The sequence below is a fragment of the Paenibacillus sp. FSL R5-0912 genome, from assembly GCF_000758605.1.
In the GTDB taxonomy this organism is placed as follows: domain Bacteria; phylum Bacillota; class Bacilli; order Paenibacillales; family Paenibacillaceae; genus Paenibacillus_AQ.
The window spans coordinates 7,093,172-7,118,517 of the sequence record NZ_CP009282.1 but is presented as its reverse complement, the minus strand read 5'-3'; the positions used below and the strand labels follow the sequence as shown (position 1 = coordinate 7,118,517).

The window sequence follows — 25,346 nt, the reverse complement described above, 5'->3', positions numbered from 1 at the left end:
TGACAAAACGTTGAGGAGGATAGCCAGTGCCGACATTCACGAGAGACATTATACAACTGCTTCATATGGCCTATACCTCCAAGGCTTCCGACTTGCATATCTCTGTAGGTTCAGCGCCGGTAATACGCATTGATGGAACCCTGTATCCGGTTGAAGGGGAACAGGTCACAGCCGGGGAATCACTGGCAATGGCAGAGGTGCTTATGGAGGAGCGGCATAACAGTATTTTCAATGAGACCGGTGAGATTGATTTCTCCTACCCGCTTGATAATGGAGTGCGTTACAGAGTAAATGTGTACCGTCAGCGGAGTGGAGTAAGCATCGCAGCCCGGTCTATTCCCGCTGAGATTCCGTCGCTGGAGCAGTTATCCCTGCCTCCGATTCTGGCATCTCTGGTAAAGAAGCCGCAAGGTCTTATCCTGGTGACAGGCCCTACGGGCAGCGGCAAATCCTCAACGCTGGCGGCGATGATTCATTCCATCAACCAGTCCGAGAGCAAGCATATCGTGACCCTGGAGGATCCTATAGAATTCTTGCACAGCCATGGCAAATGTCTGGTGGATCAAAGGGAAGTGGGGAGCGACACGAACAGCTTCGCCAGCGGTCTCCGGGCAGCATTAAGACAGGATCCGGATGTCATTCTGGTGGGGGAAATGCGTGATTTGGAGACGATCTCAGCAGCCGTTACTGCTGCTGAGACTGGACACTTAGTATTAGCAACGCTACATACGACAGATGCGCCGCAGACGATTGACCGGATTATCGACGCTTTTCCAGGCCATCAGCAGAATCAGATCCGTTCCCAGTTGGCTTCGGTGATGCTTGCTGTAGTCAGCCAGCGCTTATTCCCGAGAGCTTCGGGCCGCGGGCGGTTATGTGCAACAGAGATTCTGGTGAATACGCCCGCGGTTGCCAACCTGATCCGGACGGAGAAGACGCATCAACTGAAGAATGTCATGCAGACAAGCAAGGCGCTGGGTATGCACACACTGGAGATGAACATCCGTGAATATCTTGCGGAAGGGCTTGTACATCCTGCTGCAGCCAAAGCGTATATGAGTGAGGTGAACGGCTGATGGCATTGTTCGAGTATCAAGTCAAAACAGCGGCCGGCAGGCCAATCAAAGGGAAGCTTACCGCTACGGATAAGCCGGCAGCCATGGATGAACTCCGCAAACGCAATCTGACGGTATTCTCGCTGGTGGAACGTAAAACTTCCATTCTGCAAATGGATATTTATATAGGCAATCCGGTTAAAACCATTCACTTTATTATTTACTGCCGCCAGTTCGCGACACTTATGCGTGCCGGAGTATCCATTGTAGATGCTACGCGCATCCTGGCAGAGCAGACGGATAGTAAGCCGCTACGTAAGGCATTGCAGGATGTCGGTTCAAGCCTGCTGCGGGGGATTTCCTTCTCCCAGGCGGTCCAGGATCACAAGAGGATATTCCCGCCGCTGTTTGTCAGCATGATTCGCGCCGGTGAGGAATCCGGGAATATGGAAGGAACGCTGGAGCGGCTGGCGATGTTTTTTGAAAAGCAGCATACAACAACCGAGAAGATAAAATCTGCACTGACTTACCCGATTACTGTTGGGGTGATGGCTATAGGTGCAGTAATTTATCTGTTATGGGCAATTGTACCGCAATTTGTCACCATGTTTGAGTCTTTTGATGCCGAGCTTCCGGCGATTACCAAGATGGTATTGGCACTCAGCAAAAGTATTCAGGGGCAATGGTATTTCTGGATTCTGGGGGTACTTCTCTTAGTAGTTGCCTATCAAATAACTAAACGTACCGAGAAAGGGGCCTATGTACTTGATTACGCCAAGCTGAAGGTTCCGGTCTTTGGTAAGTTGAATCAGAAGGGCTCGATTGCACAGTTTACCCGGACATTCTCTTCACTCTACGCCAGCTCGGTACCCATCCTCCAATCCCTGGCTATTGTAGAGGAAGTGGCAGGCAATAAGGTAATCGGGCGTTATATCCGCAGTGCAAGTGATTCCCTCAGACAGGGAAATCCGCTCTCTGAGCCGCTCAAGAAGGCATGGGTGTTCCCGCCGCTGGTTACACAGATGATTGCCATCGGTGAAGAGACCGGAGCGCTGGATACGATGCTGTCGAAGGTCGCTGACTTCTACGAGATGGATGTAGAGAACACAGTTGACCGCCTCAAATCCTTATTGGAGCCTCTGTTGATTGCCTTTCTGGCAGGGGTAGTCGGCGTAATTGTAGCAGCCATCATGCTGCCGATGTTCAGTCTGTACAGCAATATGTGAACCTTGCGGTTCCTTGCAGCCATTGAGAGGGGTGACGCCGGAAAAGGCGGCGCGGGAGCTGAAGCTGCTTCCGCAGGTGCTGGACGATGGAGAAGCTGCTTCTATACCAAGAGCAATACAGCAGGAAGGTAGCAACATAGGATGAGATTTCTGTCGGAACATCACACACTACTATTATCAAGGGGGAAACGAAATGTTGGCACAGGCAATTAAGAGAAGACTCAGCAAGGAAGAGAATCAGAAAGGGTTTACGCTGATTGAGTTACTGGCGGTTATCGTTATTTTGGGGATAATTGCGGTTATTGCGATTCCGCTCATTGGTAATATCGTTACTAATTCACGTGAGGATGCAGATCTGGCCACAGCACGTCAAGTTTATGAAGCAGCAAGACTCTATGTCATTGGAGAACAAAATGGTAACTTTGTATCTAATACTTCGGTTACTCTAGAAACACTTCAAACAAATCACTATATTGAAGCCGGCTTAGTATTGCCTAGTACAAAAGTTGCACTCACCCCGGCTACAACATTGGTGAAATTTACTGCAGATGGAATATTGCAGTCTGTTACTTTAACTCCTGCCCCTGCAAAAGTTAGAAATGGTCTTTATACAGCTTCCCAAATCATTACCAAATAAATATATTTGAATTATTCGTTTATAGAAAGGAATCGGAACCATTCCGATTCCTTTTTTAAAATCCCCGAAAGGGACACTAACCCATCATGACTATTTTTATCGCAATCTATATAACTCTACTAGGCCTCACGCTCGGTTCTTTCTATAACGTAGTAGGACTACGGATACCGGCAGGAGAGTCTTTACTGAATCCGCCATCGCAATGTCCCAAGTGCGGGACGCGGCTTACGCCACTGGATCTGATCCCGGTTCTCAGCTATCTGTTATCGCGGGGGAAGTGCCGGCATTGCGGAACTAGGGTGTCACCAATGTATCTATTTGGAGAAGCCGCAACTGGACTATTATTTCTGGTGATGTATCTGAAATTCGGCCTCACGCTTGAGGGAATTACAGGGATGCTGCTGGTCAGCCTGGCGGTCATTATTACAGTCTCTGATCTGAGATATATGCTGATTCCTGACAAAGTGCTGTTATTCTTTGCGCCGGTATTTCTGGGACTGGTTCCTTTCATGGCGGAAGTCCCGCTATGGTATCATTTGCTTGGCGCTTTAAGTGGTGGAGGCGTTCTCCTTCTGCTGGCCCTGTTTGGGGGAATGGGAATGGGCGACGTCAAGCTGTTTGCACTGCTGGGCTGGATCATCGGCTGGCCAAATGTCATTGTGGCGTTTCTGTTGGCTTGTGCGCTGGGCGCCGCCATCGGAGCAATTATGCAGCTGTTAGGCATTGTCCAGCGCAAACAGCCAATCCCGTTTGGACCTTTCCTGGCTCTGGGTTCACTGCTCTCATATCTGTTCGGCCCGGACATCATCGGCGCATATCTTTCGTTTATCGGTTAGGAGGAACATCATCGGATGCTGAGATTAGGTCAACAAGCGGTCGGGATTTCCATTGAGGAATCCGCCATACGCTGCGTCAGCTTAAAGAAGAATAAAACATGGGAAGTCCGCAAGAAGAAGGTCCTTCCGCTGCATCCGGGCATGATTGTCGAGAATCAGATTGCTGACGGTGAGTCACTGCTGGATATCCTTAAGCCCTGGGTTAAAAAACAAGGCCTTCGCGGTTCGAAGGTGTCCCTGGCTATCCCGCCTGCTCAAATCATTATCCGTAAAATGAGTATTCCCAGCACGAATGAAAAACAGCTTGAGCAGCTTGTGAAGCTGGAGGTAGAAACGGGTCTGCATCTGCCTTTTGAAAATCCGGTGTATGATTACGTTACAACAAGCGTGGATGAAAACCAGAGTCATCTGCTGGTATTTGCCGCGCCGCGCAAGCCGATTCAGGATTATATCGATATTCTGGAAGCGGCTGGTTTACGGGTGGGCAGTGTCGAAATTTCCGCTACGGCGTTAGCAAGAAGCATCATGCTGAATCAGGGCGAAGCCTTTGCAGAAACGATGCTGATCCATCTGGAGCAGTCACTGCTGGATATCTATATGTTCCGTGAAGGCAATCCTGTCTTTATCCGTACGATTAATGTTGCCGATCTGCAAGCGGGCAGAGCGGAGCCGGTAGCTCCGCCTGTACAGGAAGAGATCAAATACAGGTCGGAGGCAGCTGCTACGCTTGAGAATGTGGAGGAACATCTCTCACCCGAGCAGATGCTGGAGATTACAGCTGAAATCTCGCGGATGCTGAACTTCTACCAGTACAGCTTGCACGATGGCAGTACCCGGATCAGCAATGTACTGATTACAGGGACTCCGGGCATCCGCAGCCAGCTGCATGAGGAGCTTAGCCAGTCTTTATCCGAACAGGAGATTATTCCGGTAAGTCTTGATCAATTGGAGACTAGTGTAGCCAGAAGCCAGAACCTGCAATTGAATAGCTACCGGATTGCGACCGGAGCTGCACTAGGTTCAGGTACACAGCATATTAATCTCTTGCCCCGTGAAGACCGTGAGGCCATGTTATTTCCCTATTTGGCCATTGCACTGGTCGGAATCTGGCTGCTGGGCATAGTGGGCACCGGGATCTTTTATGCAGCGAACAAGGGGCAGATTAACGATCAGTCAGAGCAAATCCAGGGTCTGCAGGACCGGAGCGCATTGCTTCAATTGGAGCTGGCCAAAGCTAATAACGGCGGTTCAGGCAAACTGGACCGTAAAGCGGCCGTTGAAGAGATCCTGAAGTACAAGCTGAATATTGTTTCTGTATTAAATGAGCTGGCTTCCGGGCTGCCGCAAGGGGCTTCGCTTAGCAATATTGGTTACACATACCTCACCTCCATTGATCTGACCGTCAAGATGCTCAAAATGGAGGATGCTTCCGAATATCTCGCTGAACTGCGCAAAATGTCCTTCACGGTTGACGTGAGTATTCAGAAGCTGTCTGAAGGAGATCCGTCCGGAAGTACGCAATCTCCAGCGACTCTAACGAGATTCTACACGGCAATATATCATGTGAATTTGGCGAAAAGCACGCAGCAGGATACTGATGCATCTAACCCGGGGGAGGCGGATGAGAATGGAACAAATCAATAAATACCGTTCGCCTATTGTGCTGGGGATTCTTGTCCTGTTCCTGCTGTTGTTCGCGTTCTTCCTGCTGGGATTCCAGCCTACAAACAGCAAGATTGCGGAGCAGGAATCAGAGATGTCGCAACTGGAGCAGCAAAACAGCCTCATGGAGAACAAAATTGAAGAACTGAACCGTTCGGCGGTGAATGACGAGGCTCAGGATGCGCTTCTGGCCCAGCTCCCGCGCGGTGACGACAGCGAGCAGCTTATTCTCGATCTGCGAGCCATCGGAACAATGACCAATGCCCGGCTGAAGGATATCGGTTTCACGCTGGATGATACGAATCCCATTCAGGTTATGACCGGTTCCTCCGAAGTAGTGTTCCCTACCGTGAAGGCCTTGAAGATGACTGCGCTTGTGGAAGGAACCTATAATAGTGTGCGAAGCTGGATGACTGCACTACAGCTTCTACCCCGCATTATTAATGTGGATGCGTTCAGTTTCCAGCACTCCAGCGATTCCGGTAACATTATTTCAGCTAATATTACTTTTACTGCCTACTATGAGAAGTCGTCGGAACCAACAGAAACTCCGGCGCAAGTTGCTGTTCTGGATCAAGAGCAGCCCTGAGCTTAGACAGTCATAGGTAGCGCATTATTTACCCTATATAGTTCCATTTATCCCAGCTCTGGCCCCTATAAACAGGAGGGCGGAGCTTTTTTATGCTGTTTTGGGGTTTAACCGTTTACACATGGGGTAGTATTGGGTATTTTAGCTTACGGGCTATCGTAAGTTATATAGTACTTATCGCAGCAGTTGGAGAGAAATAGTTCTTCAATATATAAAACAGGATTACAAGGAGGCATTCAGAATGAACAAAAAAATGTTGATCGGTTCATTAGCACTATCACTGGGTCTGGTTTCTGCGGGAAGCGGAGCGCTCGCGGCTTCGCCAGCGGTGGGAATAGAGGGAGTAAGAACAGTAGCGGTGTCTGCACCAGGCAAGGAAGGTCCCGCTACAATCAATAATTTGACCGAGAAGAGTATTATTCCACTCATGGTTCATGCGAAGGCGATATACGCGTATGCAAGCCGGGGGGGCAGTGAATTCAATCCTGAGTTGTTTAATTATAATACAGTAGAGTACCGTTATCTCTCCAGTGATCTTGGCAGCAAGCAGCAACTGATGAACTATATTAAACGGGCATACACTCACAACGCCGCAGCCTTCTATCTGCAGACTCAATTTCTGGAGTATAACGGAAGAATGGCGCAGCCTAATGTAGATCTGGGCAACACGCTGGATTACAGCAGAGCCACAGCCCGGATGGTTTCAAAAACTGCACAGTCAGCAGTGTTCGAGCTCAGCGTACCGCCAGCAGGAACGACAGGTGTTAATGAGAATGTAGTGGTGAAACTCAAAAAGGTAAGCGGATACTGGAGAATTGATGTATCGCCGGCTACGGTTTTCTAGTTCGGGGATGGTAAGGAACTGTGCATAACTAAGAGGCCAACAGCTCTGCCGCAATCAGCGCAGCAGCTCCGCCGCACTCAGTGCAGCAGCTCCGCAGGATGAAGAATACCGGCAATCCGGCCTTGATCGGTCACGATAATGCAGTCGTTTCTCATCGGTTCGGGACGCTGCATGGCTTCGGCCCAGAGTAACTCAGCCGGGGTGGAGATATCGGCCACCAGAGGTTTGCGGTTCATCAGCTGCGATACGGGTTCATGGTAGAATCTGTCCATACCCATCCGTCCTGTAGCCTTGAGGAAAAAACGTTCGCACATGATCAGTCCAACCGGCTCATTATCTGTACTGCGGACGATGATGCATTTGGATTCCGGATGCTGAAACAGTACCCGCAGGGCTTCACGGCAGGTCATCGATGGCGAAACGGAAGGTGCTTGGCGGATGAGGGCGGACAGGTCAGTCGTTGATGCTGTAATCATAGAATTCATCCTTTCTGATAGGTTCTACTTTCAACTGTAGCGCGCAATCGTAAATTATAATGGCTTCTCCGGTAAGCCTTATGTAAAGGATGCCATTTTTATTAAAAAGCATGCTTGGGCTAAAGTTTAAGTTTCCGCCGAATGTTACGCACGAACGGCTGTGCCTCCCTTTTATAAGGAGGGCACAGCCGTTTTTACTTGCAGCAGCTTATTGGCCCTTTACCCCGTCCTCCACCAGCTGTCTGCCCGGGGATTCCGGCAGCGTAGATTTGCTCATGCCTCCACGGTTGATGGCAATGACGCGTTTCTGGGCGTAGTAGACATCACGGGAGAGCTTCGTCTTCTCCTTGGCTTTACCGTCAACATAACGGGTAATGTAGGTCTCCACTACATAGCCGGTTTTGCCGGATTGCAGTACCCTTGTTCCGCCCTTCGGGAGCGAGGCATCGCTCACATACTTGTCGGTGGGAGGAAGTACCTCAACAGTGCGGGATTCTAAGGAATAAGTAACGTTTCTCGGAAAAGTGCCGAACAGCTTGACGGTCAGCGTGCGGCCCTTCACTTCGGACTTGATAATCAGATGTTTGCCGGTATTGTTGCGGAAACGGAAGTTGATATAGCCCTCGGCAAAAGTGGCATCCTGGCCTTTGGGCAGATAGCTGACCGGAAGTGAATGGTTGCGCCGTTCAACGATCTCAAGCCCGGAGCGCAGCGCGGCATTATACAGAGTGCTGGAGACCTGGCAGATTCCCCCGCCCGTGCCGGGCTGCAGCTTGCCGTTGACAATCACCGGAGCCTCGCGGAAGCCATATTCCGCCTGGGCCTTCTGGATCGCTTTTCCGTAATCGAAAATAGCACCAGGCGGCAGTATGGTCCCGTTGACGGCTTTGGCGGCAGCCTCCACATTGAAGCTGCGCCCGGGTCCGCTGGCCCCGAGTGAGGTGCTGAACTGGGTGATTTTGCGCTCGATGCCTTGATCCCTCAGCGCCTGCAGCGTGACATTCGGCTGCTTGACCGTTAAGGGCACCTCCAGCAAAATGCGTTTCCCTTCCAGTGCCCCGTTGCCGGCAAGCCGGGTGGGTACGGCCGCCTGCAGGGCGAGCTCCAGCGCATGCCAGTCTACCTCGAAGGAGGTGGTCCCTGGAGTATAGACGACACGGTCATCACTGGTAATCTGCCGCACTGCGTCGACAGGAACGCCGAAGGATTCTTTTTCCCATGCCGGACTTAGGCTGTTCATAAGCTGCGAAATCTCCAGATGAATTCCGATATTCCAGTTCCCGTTCCAATTGTACCGTGCCTGTACCCGATCCATTAGCGGACCATCCGTCAGCGTCTTCAGGGCGCGCCGGAATTCCTGGGCTTCATAGGTTACCCCTGCTTGCTGCAGTGAGACACTCAACCCGGTATCCCCCTTGGCCTTCAGTGTGAGCGGCGTAGCTTCAAGCGCCTGAAGTTTTGCCTCCAGCGCGGCCCGCACCTCGGTGATGTCCTGGCCGCTGATATCCCAGCCGGCAATGGCTGTTCCCTTGGGCAAGGTGGTCTGGGAGCCATATAAATGAAACCCTCCGGCGACCAGCGAGCCGGCCAGAATCAGGCCGAAACCCGCGATGAGGGCAGCGTGTACTTTTTTCATAAGCAATCTCCTTCTGTAGGGGCGGATTTGCGCCGGAAGCGGCACGGGCCATGGAATCAAGTCTTAAAGAACGCCTGGGAATACCGATATATATTAGAACAGAAGCTGGAGTGAACCTGATATTTTTATGTATATGTAAGGATTCGGTAAAACTTTCGGGTACTCAAGGGGTTAGGGATTTGTTACAATAGATACGCCTGCGATAATAATGCAGTTTATGGAAGCTTCCGCAGTTTGGTGTCGATAAGATAAGGCCCGGCGGAATATGTCAGAATCGGGAAGTGATAAGATGATCGAGATGCAGGATGTATGGAAGACCTATCCTAACGGAACCCACGCGCTACAAGGAATATCTGTCAAAATCGACCGGAATGAGTTCGTCTATATCGTCGGACCGTCCGGCGCAGGTAAATCAACGTTCATGAAATTAATTTATAGAGAAGAAACACCGACCAAAGGACAGATCTCTGTAGGCGGGTTCAATATCGGCAAGCTCAAGCCCCGCAAGATTCCTTATGTCCGCCGCAACATCGGCGTGGTGTTTCAGGATTTCCGCCTGCTGCCGAAGATGACGGCTTATGAGAATGTCGCTTTTGCGATGGAGGTTATCGAGGCGCCGAAGAAGGTGATCAAGAAGCGTGTGAATGAAGTGCTCGATCTGGTGGGACTGCGCAGCAAAGCGGGACGTGAGCCCTCACAGCTCTCAGGGGGAGAGCAGCAGCGGATCGCCATTGCCAGAGCCATTGTCAACAACCCTTCTGTCATTATTGCGGACGAGCCTACCGGCAATCTGGACCCGGAGACCTCATGGGGCATCATGCAGCTGCTGGATGAGATTAATTTTCGCGGAACAACGATCGTAATGGCTACCCACAACAGGGATATTGTCAACAAAATGCGCAAACGGGTGCTGGCTATTGAGAACGGGACGATTGTCAGAGACCAATTGAGAGGGGATTACGGTTATGAGTTTTAAAACCTTCTTGCGGCATGTGCGGGAAGGCTTCAAAAACGTATTCCGCAACGGCTGGATGTCAGTGGCTTCCATCACGTCCATCGTTGTCTCTCTCTTCGTGCTCGGAGTGTTTATATTGCTGGTGCTCAATGTCAATGAAGTAGCGGACAAAGCTGACAGCCAGGTGCAGATCAATGTGCATCTGACGCTGAATACGGACCAGAAAATGCGGGAGAAGCTGGAAAACGAAATCGGCAGTATGCCGGAAGTCAGCAAGGTGGAGTTCGTCTCCAAAGAACAGGGTCTGAAGGAATTCCGTGAAGATATGGGGCCGGATGCCGCCGAGCTCCTGGAAGGCTTCGATGAAGATAATAATCCGCTGCCGGACAAGCTGCTCGTAGAGGTGATCGAGCCGACCACTGTTCCGTTTGTAGCTGAGAAGATAGAAGCACTGAACAAGACCCTTGAAGAGCAGCCGATCTACAAAGTGAATTATGGCAAAGGCTCGGTGGAGACCTTGTTTAAAGTGACTAAGGCTGTGCGCAACATCGGGTTTATTTTTGTGGCAGGTCTGGCGCTGATGTCCATGTTCTTGATCTCGAACACCATCCGCGTAACGATTCTCGCCCGCCGCAAGGAAATCGGCATCATGAAGCTCGTAGGGGCAACGAATTATTTTATCCGCTGGCCGTTCTTTATTGAAGGTGCACTCATCGGGCTGATCGGCTCGCTGGTTACTTCGGGGGCGCTGTATGTGGGCTATAGCAGTCTGGTCTCTTCGGTGCAGGGAGATCCGATGCTGGGGCTGCGGCTGATTCCTTTTGAGGATATTTGGCTGCTGCTCTGCGGACTGCTGGTTGGCCTCGGTGTATTAATTGGCGTCTGGGGAAGTACGGTGTCGATCCGCAAATTCTTGAAGGTATAGCATAGATGAATTTCACATTTGAACAAAGGACGGGGAGTGCGAGTTGAAGAAGATTGTCGCCGGAATAGCCGTAATGTTGCTGGCTGTAACAATGTTCGGGCCCTCTGACGGATATGCGAAGAAAACAAGTGTTGCCGAGATTGACAAGCAGCTGAAGCAGCTGCAGCAGGAGGTCCAGGCGGCCAAGGCGGCGCAGGAGAAGGCGGCATCCCGCAATCAGGAAGCGCAGCACTATAAGAATAAGACGACGCTGAATCTCCAGTATGTGCTGGACCAGATTGCCCAGGTGAAGGGTGAGATGACGACCATTTCCGGTAAAATCGCCAGTACGGAGGAGTCGCTTAATGTGACGGCAACTGAACTGGACGATGCAGAGGCACGTGTGGCTTCCCGCGAAAAACTACTGGAATCACGTGTCCGCCTGATGTACACGGATGGTGCAGTCTCTTATCTGGATGTGCTGCTGTCTTCCACCAGCTTCTCGGATTTCCTCGACCGGGCCGATTCCCTGAAGATGATCGTGGATCAGGATCAGGATCTGCTGGTGCAGCATAAGCTGGACAAGCAGACGGTCATCGCGAAGAAGCAGGAGCTGGAGGGGCAATACGCCCAGGCTAAGCAGCTGTATACCGATCTGGAGTCCCAGCGAAGTGTGCTGAAGGATAAGGAAGCGGAGAAGCAGGAGCTAATTGCTTACTACGATGAAGAGATTCAAGAGGCTGAGGTGATCTCCGAAGAGCAGAATGCCAAGCTGGTGCAACTGGCCAGCAACCGCTCTGCCCTGGAGGAGCAGAAGGACAAGCTCAAGGCTGAGGAAGCGGCACGCCGCGCAGCGGCCGCCAAAGCCGAAGCGGCACGCCGGGCGGCAGCGGCGGCTGCCAAAGCGGCCAAGGCCGCCAAGTCTGCGAGCAGCAGCAGAAGCTCCATTGCCAGCGTAGAGGAATATGCCGGCGGTGATGGGCCCTTCCTGCTGCCGGTAGGCTCGGCTCGTGTCTCTTCGCCGTATGGTGTCCGGACGCATCCGGTTACGGGTGAAGTCGGCAAAATGCATACCGGTGTGGACTTTGCGGTTCCGCAGGGCACGAATATCCATGCGGCCGATTCCGGTACCGTCCTGGTGGCGGAATGGTGGAGCGGTTACGGCTATTGTGTAATCATTGACCATGGCGGCGGGGTATGGACGCTGTACGGCCATATCCGCGAAGGCGGAATCAAAGTGAAACCGGGAGACCGGGTAGAACGCGGACAGACGATTGCCGAATCCGGTGCCACTGGACGCGTGACCGGACCGCATCTGCATTTCGAAGTTCGGGTCGACGGCAAGACGGTTAATCCTATGCCTTATCTGTAAATTTGAGCTCTAATAAATATATTTTCATTCAGCGGCATATACTGGAAGAGATGCCGTTTCTCATGGAACGGACCCTTGCGGGTGAGAAGATGGACAAGAAGGGACGGTGGGAACATCATGTTAAAGAAGAGTACCGCAGCCTTTATGATCGTTGCCGCGCTGCTGTGCGGCAGCCTGCTGACCCTGGGCGTGACCGGCTATGCGCATGTATTCGGACAAGCGGCAGGCGAGGGAATTGCGACGGTCCTGCAGACAGCCGGACTGCAAGACAAAGAATCCAAGAAGCTAGGTACCGCCCTCAGCCTGATCGAGAGCAATTATTATGAGACCGTGGACCGCGAGAAGCTGATCGACGGCGCTGTCAACGGTATGATGGAAGCACTGGGCGACCCTTATTCCAACTATATGGGCAAGGAAACGGCAGCAAGATTCGAAGAGAGTATCGAAGGCTCCTTCTCGGGCATCGGTGCTGAAGTCTCCTCGGATAACGGCAAGGTCGTTGTAGTCTCGCCGATCAAAGGTTCACCGGCTGAGAAGGCCGGCATTCAGGCCAAGGATGTAATCCTCTCCGTTAATGGGGAATCACTGGAGGGGCTTGAGCTTAATGATGCTGTAGCCAAAATCCGCGGTCCCAAGGGAAGCGACGCAACCTTGAAGATTCAACGTACCGGCACAGCGGAGCCGCTGGAATTCGTCATTACCCGCGATGATGTAAGACTGGAAACGGTCTACGCTACGATGGAGAAGGACAATATCGGAGTGATCGAGGTTACGCAATTCTCACAGAACACTGGGAAGCGGTTCGAGGAAGAGCTGACCAAGCTGGAAACGCAAGGCATGAAGGGACTTGTCATTGATGTCCGCAATGACCCCGGCGGTGTGCTGCCGGTTGTTATCGAAATGGCAGAGCAGTTTGTACCGGCCGGCAAGGCAATCGTACAGGTCGAAGACAAAAACAAGCAGCGCGAGGTCAGTACCTCAAAGGGCTCCAGGAAAAAGTATCCGGTAGTTGTGCTCATGAATAAAGGCAGCGCGAGCGCTTCGGAGATCATGGCAGGAGCACTGCAGCAATCTGCGGGTGCGAAGCTGATCGGTGAGGACTCATTCGGGAAAGGCACCGTCCAGACCAGCTTCGAAGAGCAGCTGGGTGACGGCAGTCTGCTGAAGATTACGATTGCCAAGTGGCTGACACCAGACGGCACCTGGATTCACGGCAAGGGCATCAAGCCGGATATTGCGGTCGCCCAGCCGGATTACTTCTCGGTGGCGCCGATTAATAAGAGTGTAACGCTGCAATATAATATGAACAGCACGGATGTCAAAAGCGCACAGACGATGCTGGATGGTCTGGGCTATAAGCCGGGCCGCAAGGATGGATATTTCGATGCCGGTACCAAGGAAGCGGTCAAGAAATTCCAGAGCGCCGCTAAGCTGAAGTCAACAGGCGTGATTGATGCCAAGACCGCAGAAGCGCTGGAGCTGGCGCTGATCAAGGTCATTCAGGACCCGGCCAAAGACAATCAGCGGAATAAGGGAATCGAAGAGATCCGGAAGGAAATCAAGGCTACGGCGTCGAACAAGTAAGAAGGCTGATTCCAGCCTTCTTTTTTTCTACAAATAGAAGAAAGTTTATGTTGTACACCTTGGGCTGAAGGCGATACAGGGTATTGCTGCTTCGATAACATAGACTCATTTTAGAGGACACCTAATACATTTCCACTAGTCCCGGACGAAAAGGAGTGTGACGAACGGTTTGAATGTGATGTTGGAACTGCTTGCTAGCTGGGGTACAGCGGTCATTCATCTGCTGATTCAGCCTTATTACTATATCGCTCTTATATTTATTGCACTCTATTACCGCAGGCAGGTTGCGCTGGAGCGGAAGCTCATCCATGTGAAGCTGCATAGCTGGGGCCGAGAAACGTGGCGGACGGTGTGGACTGGCGGGGTTGCGGGACTTGTGGTTTCCTTAGCAGCTGTAGCCTTGGGTGTCTCCTTATCCTATACGGCTGTAGCCTGCATCTGGGTGGTCAGTCTGGTATTAATGCTTTTTCGTGTGCGCTATTTATGCTTTGCGTATTCTATAGGTGTGCTGGGAATTGCTCAGTTTGTTCTTTCGTTCTTTCCGGATACGCTGCAGAGCGGAGCCGCAGGAACGATTGCCGGGGCGCTGCGGGAGATGGATATCCCGGCGCTGCTGGTGCTGGCCGCGCTGCTCCATCTGGCTGAAGCGCTGCTGGCGCGCTGGCAGGGCGCCAGGCTGGCGACCCCGCTCTTCCTTGCCGGCAAGCGCGGCAAGGTGGTCGGCGGCTACCAGCTGCAGGCCTTCTGGCCGCTGCCGCTGTTCCTGCTGATTCCCCCGGGTGCGGGAATCGGTGAACTGCCCTGGCATCCGCTGCTGGGCGGGGGCCTGGGCATGGTCTCCCTGCCGGTCATCATCGGCTTCAGCGAGATGACCCAGGGCATGCTGCCCGGACGCAAGGCGGCCCGCACTTCAGGACGGCTGCTGGTATACAGCATCGTCCTGCTCGGCTTAAGCCTGCTTGCGGACTGGTGGAGCCCGCTGACCCTGGTCGCGGCGCTCACTGCAGTGCTGCTGCACGAAGGGTTAAGCTGGTACAGCGCTCTGGAGGAGCGCAGTATCAGTCCTGTCTTCGTGCATCCCCCGGCCGGCCGCAAGGTGCTGGCCGTGCTGCCGGGCAGCCCGGGGCAGGAGCTGGGCATCCTGCCCGGCGAGGTCCTGCTGAAGGTCAACGGGGTCCTGTTGACCGGCGCGGCGCAGCTGCATGAGGCGCTGCGCATGAATTCGGCGTTCTGCAAGCTGGAGGTGCTGAACCGCGAAGGCGAGAGCAAATACCTCCAGCGCGCGATCTACGATGGCGATCACCATCAGCTCGGCATCATTCTGGTGCCGGAACCGGACGGAAGCGTGACCGCAGAGGCCAAGCCGTCCAGTATCTTCAGCATCATCGGGATGCAGACGGGAACCCGCCAGCGGGGCCATACGCCCGGGCGGCGGGGCCGGAAGAAGCCTGCCGCCTCTGCGGAGGCTAAGCAGAAATCTGCCGGAGTCTGACGGAATTACTTAACCTGTAACAGCAAAACTTGAAAGGCCAGTTCCCTGATTATCACCCAGGGAACTGGCCTTTTTTGAGGGGATATAAGAGTCTACATACAACTTGAAGGCTCTAATTTCCGCTAACCCGCCAATCCGGCAGAATTCCTGCATTACGTACAACAATGTGCCCCGGTTACCCAAACCAGGCCAAACCGCCACCCTATGATTCATTCCAATCTCGTATACGCCAAATTTAATGTCCCACAAAAGTCCCCGTTCTCTCTCCACCTGAAAAATCTGATATGTCCAGAAATCGAGACTACCCAGTGGAGGACGGATCGCCGTTTCCGCACGTAATACCCAAGCCGCTACCCAAGCCCCTACCCAACCAAGTCCCTACCGGTTCCCCTGACTCTTCAAATAGAGAATGGCGATCTGTGTACGGTCCCGCAGCCCGAGCTTGCTGAGGATATCGGTAATATAGTTTTTGACCGTGCCTTCACTTAGGAACAGCTTCCCGGCAATCTCTTTATTGGTAAGTCCCTCTGCAATCGAGGACACTATGGTCAGCTCTGCTTTAGTCAGCCCGTAGGATTCCAGAGCCTGCCTATGGGCGGCTTCCTGACGGACAGGCGGCTGGAGGAAGCCGGCCAGTTTGCGGGCGATATCCGGATGAATGAGCATGTTCCCCTCATGTACAGTCTTGATGCCCTGAATGATCCGGTCCGGCGGAATGTTCTTGAGCAGATAACCGCTGGCTCCGTTACGCAGTGCTTCAATGATATATTCATCATCGTCGAAGGTAGTCAGCATTAGAACGGCTACGTGCGGATGAGCCTCTTTGATCAGGCGTGTGCCTTCCACACCGCCGCACCCCGGCATCCGGATATCCATGAGTGCGACATCAGCCCCGCCGCCTGGCGTCCCCAACAAAGCGAGCGCTTCAAAGCCATCCCCTGCCGTTCCGGCCACCTCAATCTCAGGGTCCAGCCCGACCAGTACCTTCAAGCTCTCACGGATAAAAGAGTCGTCGTCCACGATCAATACTTTAATCATCCTATGCTTAGCTCCTTCTCACTGTAATTGGGGCTCCGCCAGCCCATAACTAATACTGAATATCCTCTCCTTGCCTGTACACAGGCAACCGGGTGATGACTGTGAACTGCGGCACAGGCCGCAGCTCCAGGGTCCCGCCGATCAGGACGGTGCGTTCCGTCATACCGGTTAGACCCATGCCTCCGCCGCTTTGCAGTTTATGCAGGGCGTCTTCTTCGGGCAGCCGGCCGTTATTTCCTGCCTCCATCATGATCTCGTGATCCCTATACGATAAGGTAATCCAGACAGAGTCCGCCTTGCCGTGCCGCAGTGCATTGGTGATGGCTTCCCGGGCGTTTTTATAGAGCACGACCTGAATGCTCGGGTAGAGCGGATAAGGAATCCCCTGCACAGTATAGGAGGTTGCAATGCCGGTATCACGGCCTACCTCCTCCAGCAGCCGGTCGAGCGCATACGCACCTTCAAGCTGCGGCGTATAGTTGATCCGCTTCAGCGCAGCCCGCATATCGTCCATACTGGCCGAGAGCTGGTCCCGGATCTGATGCATCATGCCAAGACCTGTTTCGGGAGCTGCCGGCAGCGTATGGATGGCGGCTTCGGTCATCATTTTGACCCGGATTAGCCGGTGTCCGATATCATCATGCAGCTGGCGTGCGATCCGCACCCGTTCCTCCGCTTGCGCGGCAACCTCTACCTGCGTGGTGAACTGGAGCAGACGCGAGCGTGCTTCCTCAAGCTCGAAATGCTTCTTGCGCAGCTCATCGTAGAGAAACAAGGTATCTGCGCGGCCGCGTCCCGTCCGGATCAGCTGTATATTCAGCGCGGCGGCCAGCAGGAAGGTGAGGTTCGTGAACGCCTGCACAGCCGGGGCAGCATCGCGGAAGGCAACATTGAGCAGCACCAGATGAATACAGAAGAAGGCAATTGCCATGTTCTTACGCTGCAGCCAGGAGTAGGACAGTACCGCCGACAGGGCCGGGAAAATCATCAATGTGCTGTACGGGTAACACAGCCAGGCTGTGTAGATCAGTTCAATGCCTCCGGTGAGCAGAGGGAAGGGCTTCGGCAGTTTTGTGCCAAGCGTCGCGATCAGGAGCAGCAAGAGGAAATGAAGAGTGAACTGTTCATAGTCGGCGTACTCATAGACATAGATAGATAGTACTGCAGGAATGATAATGAGACCGTAACGCAGCATATTCAGTTCTCTGGTCAATTAGGGTCATCCTTTTTATAGAATATATGAATTTATATGATTTCCTCGATAAGTTATCCATCAATTACTTCTCAGCTATCTCCATCTTATCATAAGAGTGCTATCGTTCAGGAGATGACTTTGGTCACCTCCAGAGGATGACCTTCTGTACCTTCGGCCACGCCTTCACTACGCTACAATGAGAATACGAGAACTAAGGGAACAGGAGCGATGGCAAATGGCACTTGCGGTATTAACCGATGTGGTGAAAAGGTATGACAGCAAACTGATCGTGGATCATGTGAATTTCAGTCTGCAGGAAGGCGAAATATTCGGCCTGCTCGGCCCTAATGGTGCCGGGAAAAGCACAACAATCAGCATGATTTGCGGTCTGCTTAAGGCGGACAGCGGCGAGATTCTGATCGATGGTCTGTCCGTAAGGGAGAAGCCGCTGGAGGTTAAGAAGCGTATAGGGCTTGTCCCCCAGGAGCTGGCCTTATACGAGAATATGTCGGCGGCAGAGAATGTAAGCTTTTTCGGGAAGCTGTATGGCCTGCGCGGGAAGCTCTTGAAGGAACGGATCCAGGAAGCGCTCGAATTCACAGGTCTTAGCGACCGGGCCAGGGATAAGCCGTCCACCTTCTCGGGGGGGATGAAACGGCGACTCAATATCGCCTGTGCCATCATGCACCGGCCGCGCCTGATTATTATGGATGAGCCGACCGTCGGCATTGATCCGCAGTCCCGCAATCACATTCTGGAATCGGTCAAAACACTGAATAAGCTGGGCTCAACGATTATCTATACCAGCCACTATATGGAGGAGGTAGCAGCGGTCTGTGACCGGGTGGCGATTATGGATAAAGGTCATATTATAGCCTGCGGCACGGAAAGCGAGCTGCGGGAGCGGGTAGCCCATGAGGAGAAAATCGTAGTTAAGGCGGCGAATATCACTCCAGCTCTAATTAACGAGCTTAGCCGGCATCCCCGGATCAGCCGGGTGGAGGCTGTGCAGGATGCTGTGGAGCTGTATCTGCCTTCCTCACAAAGTGAGCTGCAGGACATTCTGTTTATTTTCGCCAAGCATGAAGGGGTGATCGCCTCCCTTAACATTGAAGAGCCGGATCTGGAGACGTTGTTCCTCAGTCTGACCGGGCGGACATTACGGGATTAGAGGGGAGGACAGTAAGATGAATACCTGGACCATTATGAACTATGAACTACGCAGATTGTTCCGCTCACGTTCGATGCTGCTTAATATGTTTCTGCTGCCGCTGGTGCTGATCTTTCTGCTGGGGGCTTCGCTCTCCGGGGTGGTGGGCGTGAAAGAAGCCGATGAAATCGATCCTGTACGGGTAGCTGTTGTGAATGCCGCAGGCGGAGAAGCAGAGACTTCTGCGATGATAACCGCTTTTCTGGAGGCGCCGGAAGTGAAGGATCTCATCATCGCCGACAAGACAGAGAGCCGGGAGGCGGCTGAAAGCGGGCTTCGTACGGGCAAATACGCCTATGCAGTCATTGTTCCTTCCGGCTTCGATGAAGAGGTGCAGCACGGAGAGCGCGCCCGGCTGGAGTTTATTCTCGGCAAGGATCATACCGATAATCTGGTGGCGGGAACGGCTTTTGACAATTTTCTCAGTACGATCAATTACAAGCAGTCGGCAGCGGTAGCGCTTGGGCCGGAAGCACTTGCCGTTCCCCCGGTACCGGCAGAGACAGGGGCAGTGGTGATGGGTGATCTGAATAATGGGGGTAAAACCTATACAGCCTCCCAATTCTACGCGGCTTCCATGCTGCTGATGTTTCTTCTGTACAGCGGGCTGACGGTGACGGGCTCTCTCTTCAGTGATAAAGAGAACCATACGCTTTTTCGGATCAATTCGATGCCGGTCAAGGGCTCCCAGCTGTTTATCGGCAAAATGCTGGGGGTAGGCCTGGTCAGCATCCTTCAGTGTCTGGCGATCATTGTGCTGTCAGACTGGCTGTTCGGTGTCTACTGGGGCAACCGGCCGGGACTTCTGTTGTTGTTCTGCCTGCTGATGATCATCGCATCCATGACGTTCTCCATGGTGATCTGCCTGTTCAGCAAAACAGCGGCCAGCGCAACGAATGTTATTACTGTTCTGACCGTAGTGATGACCTTCGTCAGCGGGGGGATGGCTCCGCTTCCTGATTCCTGGGTGAACAGCATCGGTGCATTCACGGTCAACCACTGGGCACAGCAGGCGATTATCCGCATGATGCTCCATTCCGGTCTGAAGCAGATTCTGCCGAACTTATGGGTGATGTGTCTGATTTGTGCGGTTCTGCTGTGCGTAATGACTGTCTCATACCGGAAGGTGGGCTACCATGAATAAAATAATAACCATTGCCTGGAATATGATCCGGCGAAGCATTGGCACTGTCAAAGGGGTGCTGATATTTATTCTGCTGCCCAGTATTGTAGTTGCAGGAATTATTTCGCTCACTGGGGGCGTTGGCGATGGTCCGGCGACCGTATTATACGCCAATATGGATACGGGTGCTGCCGGAAAGCATCTGCTCTCCGAACTGGAGCAGACCGGCGATTACAAGTTTGAGCAGCGCAGTGATGAGGCGGCATTGAAGGAAGCTGTGATCGGGCAGGAGGGGACGGCAGGAATATGGATTCCAGAGGGGTATTCAACCGCCCTGATTGCCGGGCAGGAGCCGCAGATTAGCATCTTTGAGCTTCGGGCGAGCGAAAGCTCCATTATCGTCAAGATGAAGGTCAATGCAATTGCCGGGAATATGGCTGAAGCTGCGCATGCCGTTGCTGCGCTCAGCGGCGGCACAGCAGCAGATCAGCAGGCGCAGTTCGCTGCTGTGCTGAAGCAGGCGGAGCAGCATCATGTGGGCAGCATACGTACGGATTATGATTTATATCCCCGGGAGACGCTGGGTGTGATTACCGGTCTGACGCTCATGTTCCTGATGGCACTGGTGACAAGCTCCGTGTCCCTGATCAACGATGACCGCCGGGGGCGCACGATGATGCGGATGTTCAGCGCCCCGGTCCGTTCTTACGAAATTGCCCTCGGCAATTTCCTTGGCAGCTTTCTCGTAGGGATTATTCAGATCATTGTGGTGCTCTCGCTGGGCAAATGGGTGCTGCGCTACGATTATGAGATGCCGATGTTTCTCTACTTCCTGGTTCTGGCCGCATTCATGCTGGTATCCATGGGCATTGCCAGCACCGTAGCAGGACTGATCCGCAATCCGCGTAATGCCGGCATGCTCAATTCGCTGATCCTTACACCGACCTGTATGCTGGGCGGCTGCTTCTGGCCAATCTCGATTATGCCGGATTATATGCAGAAGCTGGCTAATTTCACACCGCAGAAATGGGCCATCCAGGCGGTAGATATCGCCGCAACGGGCGGAGGCTGGAACGAGCTGTGGCTGCCTTTTGCCATTCTGGGCCTGATGGCTGCAATCCTGCTGGCGATTGGCTCCACCATACTGCGTCCGAATGAAGCGGGGATCAGTGCTTGAGCTTTAACATGTTTCGTGGTTTATAGCCATGTGTTTTTAGGAGGAGCCCGTCACCAAGGGTTCCTCTTTGTCTTTTTTAGGGACCCAATACAGAGTAAAGGGAGTAGAATGCATCATGGAATTCATCTTATATTTGCTGCTGATTCTGTTATTCACCAAACTGGCGGGGGAACTGTCCGTGCAGCTGGGGCAGCCTGCTGTTCTTCGCCGCCGCTGTCCTTGCAGGCTGGCTGGTTGTACCCCAGGTGATGCGCTGGCTTGCTCCGCTGCGGGTGACCGAAGCGACGATCACGGCAGCGCTGGTGATTCTGTTCGGATATTCTTATTTCGCTGAAATGATGGGGATGGCAGGCATTATCGGCGCGTTTGCCGCCGGGATTGCCAGTGCACAAACCTCCTTCAAGCATGTGGTGGAGTCCAAAGTAGAGCCGAATGCTTACTCGCTGTTTGTGCCGGTCTTTTTTTGTCAGCATCGGTCTCAGTGTTAGCTTTGAGGGCCTCGGCAGCCAGATCGGATTCATGGTGGTGTTGTCGCTGGTCGCCATTCTGGCCAAGCTGCTTGGCGGCGGAATAGGCGCACGCCTTACCGGCTTCAATACCCGCTCGTCACTGGTGATTGGTACAGGAATGATCTCCAGAGGCGAGGTCGCCCTGATCATTGCGGCCACGGGGCTTGAGCACGGGCTGCTGCCACAATATTTCACCGATGTTATCATTGCTGTAATTATCAGCACACTGGTGACACCGCCGCTGCTAAAGAGTGTGTTCCAGGAAGAAGCGGTACGGAAATCGCCTTAATTGCTATGCGGCGATTACCAGGTTATTCTTTAACAGGCTGTCCTCTGCAGGGCAGCTTTTGTGCGTTGTACCTCTGGGAGGAGCCGGCACCCGCCTTAAGACCGAGAACGAAACCCTCCGCCGGACCGTTTTGGCATCAGCCCAAAGCTTCTACACTTAAGCAAGAATCTGCAGCTCATACATAAGAGAACAGACATAAAGAGTTCAATACATTTGATGAGATGGAAGGGGTAAAAGAAATGACATGGCTTACGAAATGGTCGTTTGGCAATAAGGGGGCAGTCGGGCTGCTGGTGGTTATGGCGCTTGTGGTCGGTATCATGAGTTATACCTCGCTGCCGATGGAATTCATGCCGGAGGCAGATAATCCTCAGGTGACCGTTGCGGTCCTGGGTCCGGGCCAGGATGCGCATGCGATGGAGACACAAGTGACGAAGCCGATTGAGGCTGCGACCTCACTGGTGAAAGGCAAGACGGAGCAGATGTCCACCTCCGCTGACGGCTATGCCAAGGTGGATATTTATTTTGACGGCAAAACCAATATGAAGGAAGCAGCGCAGGAGGTTGAGAAGGCAGTTCATGCCCTGAAATTCCCGCAAGGCGTGATGGACCCGTTCATCATTCAGCTGAATACCTCGATGATTCCTGTGTCGCAGGTCACTGTATCGTTCGATGAAGGGCTCACCAAGGAGAATCTGGAGATTGCCGAGAACAAGATCCTCCCCGAGATGCAAAAAATTGATGGTGTAGCGAGCGTCGCCCTCTACGGCAAAACTTCTCCGCAGGTCCGGGTGAAGCTTGATCCGGCAGCAATGGCGGCGAAGGGAGTAAACACGGCGCAGGTTATGGGATTGCTTCAGGGCCGCAGCGTATCGGCATCTGTGGGTGAGCAGACGATTGGCGGCCAAACGGGCAATGTGAACGTGGTTTCATCCATTGAGAGCGTCGATACACTTCAAAAGCTGCCGGTGGCAGCGGGAGTAACGCTAGGAGATATTGCTGCTGTCGAGCCCAAGCTGGACCAAGAGAGTGTGAGCCGCTCGAACGGCAAGGATGTCCTGTTCCTCATTATCACCAAAGAAGCAAGTGCCAACGCGGTGGATGTGGGTGACAAGGTGCGTAGTACAGCAGAGGAGCTTAGCACCAGCGTCAAAAATGCCGAGGTATCCATGATCTTCAGCACTTCGGATATGGTCGTGACTTCGGTAAACAGCATGCTGCGTGAGGTGCTGCTCGGCGCTTTATTCGCCACGATTGTGATCCTGATCTTCCTTCGCAATGTACGGGCAACGCTGATTACGGCTATCTCCATTCCGTTATCACTGGCGGTTACCTTGTACCTGCTGAAGGTGTCCGGGATCACGCTGAATATAGTTACGCTGGGCGGCGTTGCCGTTGCGGTTGGACGGCTGGTCGATGACAGTATCGTGGTGATCGAGAACATTTACCGGCGGATGCAAAAAGAGAGCTTGTCCCGTGAGATGGTAATCAGCGCAACCGGGGAGGTTGCCCGGGCGATTACTACCTCGACGATTGCAACGGTGGCAGTATTCCTGCCGATGGGCCTGTTGCGCGGTGGGCTGCAAGCCTTCCTGCTGCCGTTTGCCCTGACGGTCACCTACTCACTGCTGACCTCGCTTATAGTTGCCTTAACGGTAGTACCGCTGCTCAGCTCCTTGCTGCTGAAAGGCTCCTCTTTGAAGGAGCATGAGCCTTCCCGCAAGTTCAGACGCTTCCTGGAGTGGAATTTGCAGCGGAAGTGGATTACGTTATCCCTCGGACTGCTGCTGCTCGTGGGTTCCATCGGCGCCTATGTCACGATGCCCAAAGGCGCGCTCGATGCTACAGATGCCAGCACAGTAACCGTTCAACTGGTCTATCCGAATAATGTTCCGGTCTCAGAGGTGCTGGAGAACGGCAAGCAGCTGGAAGCTGAGCTGATGAAGCAGCCGCAGGCGGAGGTCGTCATTATGCAATCCGGCAACAGCGCGGATTCGGCACAATGGGGCAGTGTGGTGTCGCTGACCCAAGTGGATTATACCGTCATGATGAAGGAAGATACCGATGCCCAGGCGTTCATGGATCATGTCCGCAGTATGCAGTCTTCCTATGACGGAGCAACATTGACCGTGGGAGCAGCCAGTATGATGGGCTCCAGCTCAACCAATGAATACATTGATATTGTGGGCGATGATCTTCCGGCCATTAATGCGGTTGCCAAGGAAGTCGCTGCCAAAGTGAAAACAATCGAAGGCGTAGGGAAAGTAGCCAGCAACATGGAGGATACCAAGCCGGTGTTTGCGTTCAAAGTAGATCCGGCTGTGGCGAATGCCCAGGAAATCTCCATGCAGCTTAGTGCGATGCTGAACCCGGTTCCGCTGGGCCAGATTGAGCTGGATGGTTCCCCTGCCGCAGTAGTGCTGGAGCCAGTGGTCCAGCCTGCATCGCAGCAGGATCTGCAGAAGATTACGCTTATGACATCCGCCGGCCCGCAGCCGCTGTCACAAGTGGCAGAGCTTACGGTCACCGACCAGCCGGCAATGCTGTATCATAAAGACGGCAAGCCTTATGTACGGATTACCGCAGAGGCAGATCTGAAGCGGGTCTCGGAGATCGGTGCAGATATTAAAGCAGAGACTGACAGCATTACCTTGCCAGAGGGAGTAACCTTGTTCGCAGGCGGTGCCTCGGCCGATCAGGCCGGAGATTTCAGCGACCTGGGCATGACCGCATTGATCTCGATTGGTCTGGTATACCTGATCATGGTTTTGACCTTCAAGACGCTGCGTGCGCCTCTGGCGATCATGTTCTCCCTGCCGCTCGCAGCAATCGGTGCCATCGTAGCCCTGCTGATCTCGGGTGTGACCCCTGACTTCACCGCATTGTTCGGCGCATTAATGCTCATCGGCATCGTGGTCACCAATGCGATTGTGTTGATCGACCGCATTAAGCATAATGAGGAGCATATGACGGTCCGCGAAGCTATTCTTGAAGCGGCCGGGACGCGGATGCGTCCGATTCTGATGACGGCCATTGCTACCGTCTGCGCCATGCTGCCGCTCCTGTTCGGGCAGTCCGAGCAGGGCAGCATCGTCTCGCAGAGTCTGGCCATTGTAGTTATCGGCGGCCTGACTGCGGCAACCTTGTTGACGCTGCTCGTAGTTCCGGCAATCTATGAGCTGCTCTATTTCCGCAAATCCTCCAAAGAACGCAAGAAGGCTGCCGCAGCCGGAACTGTGGCGTCAACGGATCTGCCTAGCTGATTGGGGAAGTAGCTGCAAGAAGAGAACGGGATGGACATAGCTGGAAGTAGTAGTTGATGAAAATAGTAGTGGAAAGTAGTAGCGGAAAGTAGTAGCGGAAAGTAGTTATTGGGACAGCAATGGGAATTGGTAGCAGTAGTGAGAGCACTAATCAGAGCAGTGCGGGATTGTCCGCACTGCTCTTCGCCGTCTGCGATGCGGCAGTGGAGTCTTCTTCGTCAGCTTCGTCCAAAACAGCCCCACTTGAAGCAAGTAACTGATCCTGCGCTAAGGG

20 protein-coding genes and 1 pseudogene are annotated in these 25,346 nt (G+C 53.2%); 17 read left to right on the top strand and 4 right to left on the bottom strand.

All coding sequences use genetic code 11. From position 1 onward, the window contains the following. Positions 1-26: 26 nt before the first annotated feature. From R50912_RS30250 to R50912_RS30220, 7 genes are all read left to right on the top strand, one after another. Positions 27-1,076: a type IV pilus twitching motility protein PilT gene (locus R50912_RS30250; protein WP_081956721.1), complete on the top strand. Its 1,050-nt coding sequence runs from the start codon at positions 27-29 to the stop codon at positions 1,074-1,076. After that, on the top strand, positions 1,076-2,281 hold the full coding sequence (locus R50912_RS30245; RefSeq protein ID WP_042240186.1) for a type II secretion system F family protein: 1,206 nt from the start codon (positions 1,076-1,078) through the stop codon (positions 2,279-2,281). Before R50912_RS30250 ends, R50912_RS30245 begins: the two co-directional genes overlap by 1 nt. 193 nt (positions 2,282-2,474) lie before the next feature. Beyond that, positions 2,475-2,918, top strand: coding sequence for a type II secretion system protein (locus R50912_RS30240; RefSeq protein WP_052416764.1), 444 nt, complete (start codon positions 2,475-2,477; stop codon positions 2,916-2,918). An 86-nt stretch (positions 2,919-3,004) separates the two neighbouring features. Further along, the gene (locus R50912_RS30235; protein WP_042240183.1) at positions 3,005-3,754 is read left to right on the top strand and encodes a prepilin peptidase; all 750 of its coding nucleotides are present in this window, start codon (positions 3,005-3,007) and stop codon (positions 3,752-3,754) included. Between the two features lie 15 nt (positions 3,755-3,769). Then, a complete protein-coding gene (gene pilM / locus R50912_RS33695) occupies positions 3,770-5,398 on the top strand; it encodes a pilus assembly protein PilM (protein WP_052416763.1) in 1,629 nt (542 codons plus the stop codon). Then, complete coding sequence (pilO, locus tag R50912_RS30225; RefSeq protein ID WP_042240180.1) at positions 5,382-6,005, top strand: type 4a pilus biogenesis protein PilO; 624 nt, start codon at positions 5,382-5,384, stop codon at positions 6,003-6,005. Before pilM ends, pilO begins: the two co-directional genes overlap by 17 nt. Before the next feature lie 241 nt (positions 6,006-6,246). Continuing rightward, positions 6,247-6,849, top strand: coding sequence for a DL-endopeptidase inhibitor IseA family protein (locus R50912_RS30220; protein WP_052416762.1), 603 nt, complete (start codon positions 6,247-6,249; stop codon positions 6,847-6,849). 77 nt (positions 6,850-6,926) lie between these two features. On the opposite strand, the gene R50912_RS30215 is transcribed toward R50912_RS30220, so the two are convergent. Together R50912_RS30215 and R50912_RS30210 are read right to left on the bottom strand one after the other, a co-directional pair. Beyond that, positions 6,927-7,325, bottom strand: a complete 399-nt coding sequence (locus tag R50912_RS30215; protein ID WP_042240177.1) for a CBS domain-containing protein — start codon at positions 7,323-7,325, stop codon at positions 6,927-6,929. Positions 7,326-7,533: 208 nt separating this feature from the next. Continuing rightward, complete coding sequence (locus R50912_RS30210; protein WP_042240174.1) at positions 7,534-8,961, bottom strand: VanW family protein; 1,428 nt, start codon at positions 8,959-8,961, stop codon at positions 7,534-7,536. A gap of 289 nt (positions 8,962-9,250) precedes the next feature. Between R50912_RS30210 and ftsE the strand changes: the two genes are divergently transcribed. From ftsE to R50912_RS30185, 5 genes are all read left to right on the top strand, one after another. Then, a complete protein-coding gene (ftsE, locus tag R50912_RS30205; RefSeq protein ID WP_039302777.1) occupies positions 9,251-9,937 on the top strand; it encodes a cell division ATP-binding protein FtsE in 687 nt (228 codons plus the stop codon). Next, the gene (gene ftsX, locus R50912_RS30200; protein ID WP_042240171.1) at positions 9,927-10,841 is read left to right on the top strand and encodes a permease-like cell division protein FtsX; all 915 of its coding nucleotides are present in this window, start codon (positions 9,927-9,929) and stop codon (positions 10,839-10,841) included. The genes ftsE and ftsX overlap by 11 nt, the downstream gene beginning before the upstream one ends. Before the next feature lie 43 nt (positions 10,842-10,884). After that, positions 10,885-12,192 (top strand): murein hydrolase activator EnvC family protein, encoded by a 1,308-nt coding sequence (locus R50912_RS30195; RefSeq protein WP_042240168.1) that lies wholly within the window; start codon positions 10,885-10,887, stop codon positions 12,190-12,192. A gap of 117 nt (positions 12,193-12,309) precedes the next feature. Next, entirely contained in the window at positions 12,310-13,776 is a 1,467-nt protein-coding gene (locus tag R50912_RS30190) for a S41 family peptidase (protein WP_042240165.1), read from the top strand. Between the two features lie 169 nt (positions 13,777-13,945). Further along, a complete protein-coding gene (locus R50912_RS30185) occupies positions 13,946-15,268 on the top strand; it encodes a PDZ domain-containing protein (RefSeq protein WP_442950497.1) in 1,323 nt (440 codons plus the stop codon). A gap of 378 nt (positions 15,269-15,646) precedes the next feature. Here R50912_RS30185 and R50912_RS30175 read toward each other — a convergent pair whose 3' ends face one another. Next, positions 15,647-16,306, bottom strand: a complete 660-nt coding sequence (locus tag R50912_RS30175) for a response regulator transcription factor (protein WP_042240160.1) — start codon at positions 16,304-16,306, stop codon at positions 15,647-15,649. Positions 16,307-16,355: 49 nt separating this feature from the next. Next, positions 16,356-17,519, bottom strand: coding sequence for a sensor histidine kinase (locus tag R50912_RS30170; RefSeq protein WP_042240157.1), 1,164 nt, complete (start codon positions 17,517-17,519; stop codon positions 16,356-16,358). 217 nt (positions 17,520-17,736) lie between these two features. Between R50912_RS30170 and R50912_RS30165 the strand changes: the two genes are divergently transcribed. The 5 genes and pseudogenes from R50912_RS30165 to R50912_RS30145 all read left to right on the top strand — a co-directional run bounded on the left by R50912_RS30165 (position 17,737) and on the right by R50912_RS30145 (position 25,072). Continuing rightward, a complete protein-coding gene (locus tag R50912_RS30165) occupies positions 17,737-18,672 on the top strand; it encodes an ABC transporter ATP-binding protein (RefSeq protein ID WP_042240154.1) in 936 nt (311 codons plus the stop codon). Positions 18,673-18,688: 16 nt separating this feature from the next. Further along, positions 18,689-19,855 (top strand): ABC transporter permease, encoded by a 1,167-nt coding sequence (locus R50912_RS30160; protein WP_042240151.1) that lies wholly within the window; start codon positions 18,689-18,691, stop codon positions 19,853-19,855. After that, positions 19,848-21,011, top strand: a complete 1,164-nt coding sequence (locus tag R50912_RS30155) for an ABC transporter permease (protein WP_042240148.1) — start codon at positions 19,848-19,850, stop codon at positions 21,009-21,011. The genes R50912_RS30160 and R50912_RS30155 overlap by 8 nt, the downstream gene beginning before the upstream one ends. A gap of 194 nt (positions 21,012-21,205) precedes the next feature. Continuing rightward, positions 21,206-21,809: pseudogene (locus R50912_RS34615) on the top strand (cation:proton antiporter); the annotation flags it as partial. Between the two features lie 239 nt (positions 21,810-22,048). Beyond that, positions 22,049-25,072, top strand: coding sequence for an efflux RND transporter permease subunit (locus R50912_RS30145; RefSeq protein WP_042240145.1), 3,024 nt, complete (start codon positions 22,049-22,051; stop codon positions 25,070-25,072). Positions 25,073-25,346: the final 274 nt, after the last annotated feature.

Bases quoted from the DNA above. Each gene is read 5' to 3' on its own strand.
- R50912_RS30245 (WP_042240186.1), top strand. From the start codon at position 1,076: ATGGCATTGTTCGAGTATCAAGTCAAAACAGCGGCCGGCAGGCCAATC.
- R50912_RS30240 (WP_052416764.1), top strand. From the start codon at position 2,475: ATGTTGGCACAGGCAATTAAGAGAAGACTCAGCAAGGAAGAGAATCAG.
- R50912_RS30235 (WP_042240183.1), top strand. From the start codon at position 3,005: ATGACTATTTTTATCGCAATCTATATAACTCTACTAGGCCTCACGCTC.
- pilM (WP_052416763.1), top strand. From the start codon at position 3,770: ATGCTGAGATTAGGTCAACAAGCGGTCGGGATTTCCATTGAGGAATCC.
- pilO (WP_042240180.1), top strand. From the start codon at position 5,382: ATGGAACAAATCAATAAATACCGTTCGCCTATTGTGCTGGGGATTCTT.
- R50912_RS30220 (WP_052416762.1), top strand. From the start codon at position 6,247: ATGAACAAAAAAATGTTGATCGGTTCATTAGCACTATCACTGGGTCTG.
- R50912_RS30215 (WP_042240177.1), bottom strand. From the start codon at position 7,325: ATGATTACAGCATCAACGACTGACCTGTCCGCCCTCATCCGCCAAGCA.
- R50912_RS30210 (WP_042240174.1), bottom strand. From the start codon at position 8,961: ATGAAAAAAGTACACGCTGCCCTCATCGCGGGTTTCGGCCTGATTCTG.
- ftsE (WP_039302777.1), top strand. From the start codon at position 9,251: ATGATCGAGATGCAGGATGTATGGAAGACCTATCCTAACGGAACCCAC.
- ftsX (WP_042240171.1), top strand. From the start codon at position 9,927: ATGAGTTTTAAAACCTTCTTGCGGCATGTGCGGGAAGGCTTCAAAAAC.
- R50912_RS30190 (WP_042240165.1), top strand. From the start codon at position 12,310: ATGTTAAAGAAGAGTACCGCAGCCTTTATGATCGTTGCCGCGCTGCTG.
- R50912_RS30175 (WP_042240160.1), bottom strand. From the start codon at position 16,306: ATGATTAAAGTATTGATCGTGGACGACGACTCTTTTATCCGTGAGAGC.
- R50912_RS30165 (WP_042240154.1), top strand. From the start codon at position 17,737: ATGGCACTTGCGGTATTAACCGATGTGGTGAAAAGGTATGACAGCAAA.
- R50912_RS30160 (WP_042240151.1), top strand. From the start codon at position 18,689: ATGAATACCTGGACCATTATGAACTATGAACTACGCAGATTGTTCCGC.
- R50912_RS30155 (WP_042240148.1), top strand. From the start codon at position 19,848: ATGAATAAAATAATAACCATTGCCTGGAATATGATCCGGCGAAGCATT.
- R50912_RS30145 (WP_042240145.1), top strand. From the start codon at position 22,049: ATGACATGGCTTACGAAATGGTCGTTTGGCAATAAGGGGGCAGTCGGG.